Raw genomic sequence first — 7,684 nt, forward strand, 5'->3', positions numbered from 1 at the left:
CCTAATCCGACGACCGACGCGCCCATCCGCCCCCAGTCCGGGGTTACACCCTCAATTGTGAAGAGCCCCTTAGGGTCACGGGATCACACGACTGGATTCTAAGGACGGAAGGGAGCAGCAGCCCGTCATGACATCAGGCACCGAGACGCTTCTCCGCCCGGTGATCGACGCCGCCCCGACTCCTATGTGGCTCATCGGGCCCGACGGTGCGGTCAGCCTGGTGAACGAGGCTGCGGCCACGGTGCTCGGCTACAGCAGCGAGAGCGAGCTGATCGGCCGGTGCAGCCACGAGGCTCTGCATAATCGGCGGCCGGATGGGTCCCCGTACCCTAGCCACCAGTGCCCCATCGTGACCTGCGAGGGCAGCATGGAGCACAACCACTCAGAGGATTTTGTGGATCGCAGAGGCCGCCTGGTGCACGTGCGATGGAAGCTCACCAAACTCGAGAGCTCCAACCATCAACTGCTGACTTTCGCCCCGGACCCCACCGCTCCTTCGTACATGCGGAACGCCACAGCTGCCGATGCCTTCGATGAACTGATGGAGTATGCCCACCATCACCGGGCGGACCCCATGCTCACCCCTGACCGCCTGGCGAGCAGGGCCGGCGTCTCCCTGCGCACGCTTCAGGCGGTATTCAGGGAGCACCAGACATCGCCGGCCCGGGAGATCCGCAACGCTCGCCTGGAACTGGGGCGCAGCCTGCTCGGACAGGGCGTGAGTGTTACCGAGACAGCGTTCTCGAGCGGCTTCAGCGACGTCGGAACCTTCAGCCGCGCCTACCGCCGAGCGTTCGGCACTCCGCCGGCAGCCGCGAGAGCGTGAGTGCATCAGACTCACAAACGCCACCCCCGAGGACCTCACAGCGTCGGGCCTACGACATAGACATGAAATCACCAGTTAACACAATGTTTACAACTTAAAGTGTCCCGATTTTTATCTATTGGGTGACTAACGGAGTGAACGTCAAACACGACGTCACCCTCACCTGAGGGTCAGCTATCCCAACCCAAGGAGACACATCAATGACTGCTGAGACCACCACCTCGCACCTCGAAGGCATCGACGCCGCAGCCCTGGACAAGCTCTCCTGTGCCGCCAAGGATGACCCCAGCACTGGGCGCAAAACGCTCAAAGCGAAAACCGTATGCGAGGCCGGCTTCCGCAATATGAACTATGTGCGAGACCTGGAACCGGTACTGATCTCTGAACCCTCTCAGCTCCTGGGGGACAATTCAGCCCCCAACCCTACAGAAATGGCACTGGGAGCACTTGGATCTTGCATCTCTGTGGGCCTCCTTGCGAATGCTACAGCCCGCGGAGTCACGCTGAGTAAGATCGAAGTCAACCTCGAGGGCGACATCGACATCTCAGCCGTGTGGGGCACAGGAGACCTCGACACGGAAAAAGCCCTGGGTGTAACCGACGTCCGCGTCAACATCGTCATGGATGGGGACGCAGACGAAGCCACTCTTGAGGAAATCCACCAGAGCGCCATGGACTGGTCCCCCGTGGTCAATACTTTCAAGCGGCCCGTGCAGTTCGAGTCCGAACTCACTGTCGGCTGAGTGCCCTCTTCCTGGGGCAGCCCCTCGTGCTGAAACACGGGCAGCCCAACCTCGCAACCAATCCTACTCGGCCAGAGGAGCCTTCCCATGACAACGGCAACAGTCGAAATGCCGGATAAAAAGACCAGCGTTCCAGAAGAGATCCTGGAACAAGTATCTGACCGAGCCAGCCTCTTGGACAAAGGGGAGGACAAGACGCGAACGATTTTTCCTGAATTTGGAAAGCATCAACTGCTAGGACTTGGCGCTCCACAGAACGCCAATTCAAACCTTCCCGACATGGCCCGGGTAATTTCTGATGTGGCAGAAAGGTGCATGAGCACCGCTTTCAGCTTGTGGGCCCACCGAATGACAATTGAATACCTCTCAGTAGCCCAGACTGACTACGCTGCCTCAGTACTGCCTGGGCTAGTCTCTGGCCAGACCCTCGGCGTCACGGGGATGGCCTCGGCCTTTCGGGAAGCTGCAGGATGCGGGAGTCTCGAGATCACAGCGACCGAAACCGAGGACGGATATGTACTCGACGGACCGATTCGATGGGCCTCCAACCTGTATCAAGACTCGCTTCTGGTCACCGCAGTGCGCACTGACAAAGGAAAGCGAATCATCGTCGCCCTGCCCCTCCACACGGCGGGTGTAACGGTAGGAAAGCCATTCTCACTACTCGCACTCGACAGCACGGAGTCCACCTACATAACCCTCGACCATCTGCAGATCAGCAAAACCCAAGTATTGAGCACTGACTTCGACGCCTTCATCACTCAGGTGAGACCGACGTTCTTAGTGCTCCAAACTGCCCTGTGCGTTGGACTGGGGACGATTAGCCATCGGGAGGCACGCACAGGCCTGACCGGCGTAAATGCTGTCTTTTCCTCGGAGGTTGAAACTGTCGGAGGCCGAGTCTCGCTCGTACGAAATGCCATGCTCAATAATGCACGAGCCGTAGGCAGTCACTCCTCTCCGAGTAGGCAGGAACTGCTGGCTATGCGGCTGACCGGAGCAGAGGTGGCGACTGCCGCTGCCACACTCGAGGCAAAGACCGCAGGAGGCAAGGGATACGCAAAGTCCTCCGACTCCAGCCGCAGGTTCCGAGAAGCTGCTTTCCTGCCAGTCCAATCCCCTTCAGAAGCTCAGCTTCGCTGGGAACTTGCCTCATGCTCCTAAGCATCCGTCCGGGAAGGAACACCCTCATGGATGCAGGCGAGCGCCTACACAAAGCTGTGCAAGAAGGCGACCCCTTTCAAGCCGAGGAAGTGATTAACCAGCTACACCCCCGCATGATTCGTTTCGCTCGCACCCTCGTTCCCACGAAGGAGTCTGCCGAAGATGTTGTCCAAGAGTCATGGATAACTGTTTTAAAAAAAGTACCGGACTATGAAGGGCGCTCTGAATTCAGCACGTGGGTTCTTGGGATAGTGCGGAATAAGTCCAGAACTTTCCTTCAGAAAGAACAGCGCCTCCGCGAAAATGAGGAGAGCCAGATGGAATCAGACCCCCTAGAAACCAGATTTCATGAATCAGGCCCGAAAACAGGCCACTGGGCAGAACCTCCCCTCAACCGCTTCTTACCTGAGTACGAAACAGAGCGAGCGGAACTCATGAGCCAGCTGGAATCAGCCATGGCGACACTTCCGGCAGTCCAACGACAAGTGACCATCCTCCGTGATGTAGAAGGACTCAAGCCGGGGGAAGTTGAATACATCCTAGGCATTTCCACCGACTACCAGAGGAAGTTGCTCTATCGCGCCCGAGAGAAACTACGATCCACTCTAGAGAATTACATCATGAGCCAAAGGACCAAGGCGGCGAGTTTTGACTGACTCATCTTCACTCCCCTCGGAGAAACAAAAAACTCGCTCAGAAGAGCAGCAAACCGAAGCAGCAGAAGACATGGACTGCCAAGAATTCGTACAGATCGTCCACGACCTGCTACGGACAGAGCCTGAAGGACTTCGTTCTCCACGCCTCTTAGCGCACATGCGGGATTGCCCACCATGCGTTGTATACCTCCAACAGCTCGAAGACATACAACGCCTGCTCCAGGAGCTCTCTGCAGCGGAAGACAACGCCATCCCTCCCGAACGCGCCCAAGCGCTCATTTCGGACGCTCTCAAAGGATAAGCCCAGACCCAGCCGAGGAGCAGGAATGACCTTAACAGCCCAAACCGCGACCAATGATGCTCATCCCACTGATCCGCTCACAGATACTTGGCGGCCCTCTGCGGCAGTAGACGGCCGGGAGTTGCGCAGAACGATCCGGTCCTATCCGAGCGGAATCACTGTCATCACTACGTCGATGGGCTCACACGATGTCGGAATGACAGTCAGCTCGTTCACTGAGGTAAGTCAGAATCCACCCCTGGTACTTGTATGCCTTACACGCTCAGTCAGTTCCCTTCCTGCGTTCCGAACAGGGGCACCAATGGCTATCAACATCCTCGCCCACGACCAAGAGGACGTAGCAATGTCCTTCGCGGGACAGCGTGACGAAGATCGTTTCAGCTGCGTCGAATGTGTGCAGTCCCCTGAGGGCACCCCCGTCATACAAGGTGCATCTGCCTGGCTGAGCACCCATATCGCAAGAATTATCGATGGCGGAGATCACGTGATCCTATTGGCTCACGTGAATCATTTCTATGACGGACAGAAGTCACCGTTGCTCTATCACAGGGGACGAATCCATGCCGAAGTTGGAGCGAGCCTCACCAAGAAAGACGAAGGAGCAGGATGAGCGCAAACCGGGCAGCTGAGGATTCTGCCGGCGAGTCCACCTATGAGATTGGGATAGAAGAATTCGCAGAGCGTCTCAATGAGGCCACAGCAGTATTCGATGTTCGAAATAACAACGAATACCTGGAAAGCCACCTCCCTGGTTCCATTAATGTTTCATACCCCACCCCTACTGACAGGGAGCTGCAGGCGATCCGTGAGGCTGCAGGGCGTGGTGCGGTCTATTTCATCTGCAACTCCGGGTACCGGAGCTTTGAGATGACCAAGATGCTACGCGACCTCCAAGTAGAAGTGATATCAGTGGATGGTGGGCTGAAAGCTTGGGTGCGCAGCGGACGGCCCCTGGGTGACAGATAGATGAAGCCATGGACCACACTGCGACCTGACCTGGCGATCATCGGCTCCGGCTCCGGGAATTCCCTCATCACTCCGTTCTGGGATGACAAGAAGGTGGTGCTCGCGGACAAGGGGATCGACTCGACCGGCGCGTTCGGGGGAACCTGCCTGAATGTGGGGTGCATCCCCACCAAGATGTATGTCCGTCCTGCTTCGCTGGCGCGGTCTCCGGAGGAGGCCGCCAAGGTCGGGGTGACCCTGGGGGAGCCCGCGGCGGACTGGCCGGCGATCCGGGACCGGATCTTTGAGCGCATCGATGCGATCTCCGCAGGCGGCCGTGAGTACCGCGAAGGCCTGGAGAACGTGGACCTCATCCAGGAGAAGGTCACCCTCACCGGCCCCAAGTCGTTCCGCTCCGAGACCACCGGCACTGAGGTTCAGGCCGAGCAGCTGGTGATCGCAGCCGGGTCCCGTCCCGCGGTGCCCCAGGTTCCCGGCATCGAGCTGCCGCAGGTGCACACCTCGGACACTGTCATGCGCCTGGAGGAGCTGCCGGCCCGGGTGCTGATCGTCGGCGGCGGCTACATCGCCTGCGAGTTCGCCGGGATCTTCTCCGGGCTGGGCAGCGAGGTGGTCCAGATCAACCGAAGCCACGGGCTGATGAAGGCGCTCGACCGGGAGATCTCGGAGGCCTACTCCGCCGAGGCGGAGAAGAACTGGACCGTCAAGTACGAGCGCACACTCGCCTCCCTTCAGGCGCACGACCCGACGTCCAACGTGGGCGGGGTGACCGCCCACCTGGTGACCTCCGACGGACGCACGGAGCAGCTCGAGGTCGACTGCGTGCTGGTGGCCACCGGCCGGGTCCCCAACACCGATCTCATCGGCGCCGCCGAGGCCGGGCTGGACCTGCACGAGGACGGGCGGCTCGCCGTCGACCGTCACCAGCGGGTCCTGGCTGACGGGCAGCCGGTGGAGGGGCTCTACGCCGTCGGCGACATCTGCTCCCAGGCGATGCTCAAGCATGTGGCCAACCATGAGGCCCGCGTCGTCGCCCATAACCTGGAGAACCCCGGGGACCTGCGTCAGTCCCGCGTCGAAGCCGTCCCCTCGGCGATCTTCTCCTACCCGGAGATCGCCCACGTCGGGCTGACTGAGGAGGAGGCCGCCGAGCAGGTCGGGCGGGAGAACATCACCACCAAGACCCAGAAGTACGGCGACACCGCATACGGCTGGGCGATGGAGGACACCTACGGCATCGCCAAGGTCATCGCCGACCGGCGCACCGGCCAGCTCCTCGGAGCGCACGTGATGGGGTACCAGTCCTCCAACCTCATCCAGCCGCTGGTGCAGGCCATGAGCTTCGGCGTCGACGCCTACACCGCCGCCCGCGGCCAGTTCTGGATCCACCCCGCGCTCATGGAGGTCATCGAGAACGCCCTCCTGGGCCTCGAGGTCCCCATCCCGGAGAATGCACCCCTGTGACGCAGGAATGACGACGCCGACCCGCGGGTTGGCATGGGCAAGGAAACACCACACCGTCTGTGAGGAGAACATCTGATGGCTGCTGAGCGCGTCGACTTCTGGTTCGACCCCCTGTGCCCCTTCGCCTGGGCCACCTCCCGCTGGATCCTCGAAGTCGAGAAGGTCCGCGACATCGAGGTCCACTGGAACGTGATGAGCCTGGGCGTCCTCAACGAGGCGAAGAGCCCCAGCCCGGCAGAGGACGCCGAGCAGCTGGCCAAGTGGATCCCCTCCCGTGCCGCCACCGCCGTGGACCTCGCCTACGGGCAGGAGAAGGTCGCCGAGTTCTACACCGCAGCCGGCACCGAGATCCACAACAACGGGAACAAGGACTTCGAGAACGCCACAGCCAAGGCGCTTGAGGCCATCGGAGCCGACGCATCCCTCCTCGAGGACGCCAAGACCGACAAGAACGACGAGCAGATGCGCGCCTCCCACGAGGAGGGCATCTCCAAGGTCGGCCAGGACGTCGGCACCCCCATCGTCGCGTTCAAGGGCACCGCGTTCTTCGGGCCCGTCATCACCCGCATCCCCTCCGGAGAGGAAGCGGGAAAGATCTTCGACGGCGCCGTCGCGCTCGCGGAGTACCCCTACTTCTTCGAGCTCAAGCGCTCCCGCACCGAACGCCCCCAGTTCAGCTGAAACGGCTGTCTACGCCTTCAGCTTGTCCGCGAGGGCCTTGAACTGGGGTGAGGGGTTGCCGAAGCGGTGCAGGGTCATGGAGACCGACTGCTCCTTCACCCAGTGGCGCAGCTCCACGCGGCCCGACCCGGTCACAGGGTCGTCGAGCAGGGCCACTTCGGGGCGGGACGCCACGGCCTCCCAGACCACCGGGCTGAGGGAGCCGACGGCGCGGACCCGGGCTCCCACACCCTGGTCGTACTGGCCCTCGGCGAGCGCGGCCGCGAACTCCTCCTCCGACTCGTTCTTCTCCACATCCACGCCGAAGGTCTTCGCGGCGAGCTTCACCGCACGCCGGGTCTGCTTGGACGCCTCCCTGTCCACGGAGATCACCGCGCCCGCACCAGCCGTGTGCCCGGCGATGACCGTGCGGAGCACGTGGTGCGGCTCGGCGTCGGCACCCACACGCAGCACCACACCGGTGGGCAGGTACCGGAAGATGTTCGCCTCCGAGCGCAGCCCGGTCTGATCCTTCGGGGTGCCGAACTCGGCATCCCAGGCGGCGGCGTCGGACGCCGCGGCAGCCTTCAGCCAGGCGTAGCCGGACTCAGTGACAGCCTTCCTGTCCAGGGCGTCCGCGAGCAGCTCACCCACGGTCCCCTCAGGCGCGGGGACGCGCGCGGCCGTGGCGACGTCGACGGCGTCCTCCCAGGTGCCGAACAGCATCAGATAGTTGGGGCCGCCCGCCTTGGAGCCCAGCCCCACCGACGACTTCTTCCAGCCGCCGAAAGGCTGCCGCTGCACGATCGCACCGGTGATGCCCCGGTTCACATAAGCGGCTCTTCACAATTGAGGGTGTAACCCCGGACTGGGGGCGGATGGGCGCGTCGGTCGTCGGATTAGG

9 protein-coding genes are annotated in these 7,684 nt (G+C 61.6%); 8 read left to right on the top strand and 1 reads right to left on the bottom strand.

From position 1 onward, the window contains the following. The first annotated feature begins 127 nt into the window (after window positions 1-127). From FEF26_RS14710 to FEF26_RS14745, 8 genes are all read left to right on the top strand, one after another. Entirely contained in the window at window positions 128-826 is a 699-nt protein-coding gene (locus FEF26_RS14710) for a helix-turn-helix domain-containing protein (protein ID WP_138254292.1), read from the top strand. A 200-nt stretch (window positions 827-1,026) separates the two neighbouring features. After that, on the top strand, window positions 1,027-1,569 hold the full coding sequence (locus FEF26_RS14715) for an OsmC family protein (RefSeq protein ID WP_138254293.1): 543 nt from the start codon (window positions 1,027-1,029) through the stop codon (window positions 1,567-1,569). 87 nt (window positions 1,570-1,656) lie between these two features. After that, a complete protein-coding gene (locus FEF26_RS14720; RefSeq protein WP_208012950.1) occupies window positions 1,657-2,733 on the top strand; it encodes an acyl-CoA dehydrogenase family protein in 1,077 nt (358 codons plus the stop codon). 26 nt (window positions 2,734-2,759) lie between these two features. After that, window positions 2,760-3,389, top strand: coding sequence for an RNA polymerase sigma factor (locus tag FEF26_RS14725; RefSeq protein ID WP_166433065.1), 630 nt, complete (start codon window positions 2,760-2,762; stop codon window positions 3,387-3,389). Window positions 3,390-3,715: 326 nt separating this feature from the next. Further along, on the top strand, window positions 3,716-4,300 hold the full coding sequence (locus FEF26_RS14730) for a flavin reductase family protein (protein WP_138254295.1): 585 nt from the start codon (window positions 3,716-3,718) through the stop codon (window positions 4,298-4,300). Further along, window positions 4,297-4,656: a rhodanese-like domain-containing protein gene (locus FEF26_RS14735; RefSeq protein WP_138254296.1), complete on the top strand. Its 360-nt coding sequence runs from the start codon at window positions 4,297-4,299 to the stop codon at window positions 4,654-4,656. Before FEF26_RS14730 ends, FEF26_RS14735 begins: the two co-directional genes overlap by 4 nt. Continuing rightward, complete coding sequence (locus tag FEF26_RS14740) at window positions 4,657-6,120, top strand: mycothione reductase (protein ID WP_138254297.1); 1,464 nt, start codon at window positions 4,657-4,659, stop codon at window positions 6,118-6,120. A 75-nt stretch (window positions 6,121-6,195) separates the two neighbouring features. Next, complete coding sequence (locus tag FEF26_RS14745; RefSeq protein WP_138254298.1) at window positions 6,196-6,801, top strand: mycothiol-dependent nitroreductase Rv2466c family protein; 606 nt, start codon at window positions 6,196-6,198, stop codon at window positions 6,799-6,801. 9 nt (window positions 6,802-6,810) lie between these two features. Here FEF26_RS14745 and FEF26_RS14750 read toward each other — a convergent pair whose 3' ends face one another. Then, entirely contained in the window at window positions 6,811-7,611 is an 801-nt protein-coding gene (locus FEF26_RS14750; RefSeq protein ID WP_138254299.1) for a hypothetical protein, read from the bottom strand. Window positions 7,612-7,684 lie beyond the last annotated feature (73 nt).

Source organism: Nesterenkonia salmonea, assembly GCF_005771525.1.
Taxonomy (GTDB): Bacteria; Actinomycetota; Actinomycetes; order Actinomycetales; family Micrococcaceae; genus Nesterenkonia; species Nesterenkonia salmonea.

What these genes read in the sequence shown, in the direction of transcription:
- FEF26_RS14720 (WP_208012950.1), top strand. Translation starts at nt 1,657, where the DNA reads ATGACAACGGCAACAGTCGAAATGCCGGATAAAAAGACCAGCGTTCCA.
- FEF26_RS14745 (WP_138254298.1), top strand. Translation starts at nt 6,196, where the DNA reads ATGGCTGCTGAGCGCGTCGACTTCTGGTTCGACCCCCTGTGCCCCTTC.
- FEF26_RS14735 (WP_138254296.1), top strand. Translation starts at nt 4,297, where the DNA reads ATGAGCGCAAACCGGGCAGCTGAGGATTCTGCCGGCGAGTCCACCTAT.
- FEF26_RS14725 (WP_166433065.1), top strand. Translation starts at nt 2,760, where the DNA reads ATGGATGCAGGCGAGCGCCTACACAAAGCTGTGCAAGAAGGCGACCCC.
- FEF26_RS14715 (WP_138254293.1), top strand. Translation starts at nt 1,027, where the DNA reads ATGACTGCTGAGACCACCACCTCGCACCTCGAAGGCATCGACGCCGCA.
- FEF26_RS14730 (WP_138254295.1), top strand. Translation starts at nt 3,716, where the DNA reads ATGACCTTAACAGCCCAAACCGCGACCAATGATGCTCATCCCACTGAT.
- FEF26_RS14710 (WP_138254292.1), top strand. Translation starts at nt 128, where the DNA reads ATGACATCAGGCACCGAGACGCTTCTCCGCCCGGTGATCGACGCCGCC.
- FEF26_RS14740 (WP_138254297.1), top strand. Translation starts at nt 4,657, where the DNA reads ATGAAGCCATGGACCACACTGCGACCTGACCTGGCGATCATCGGCTCC.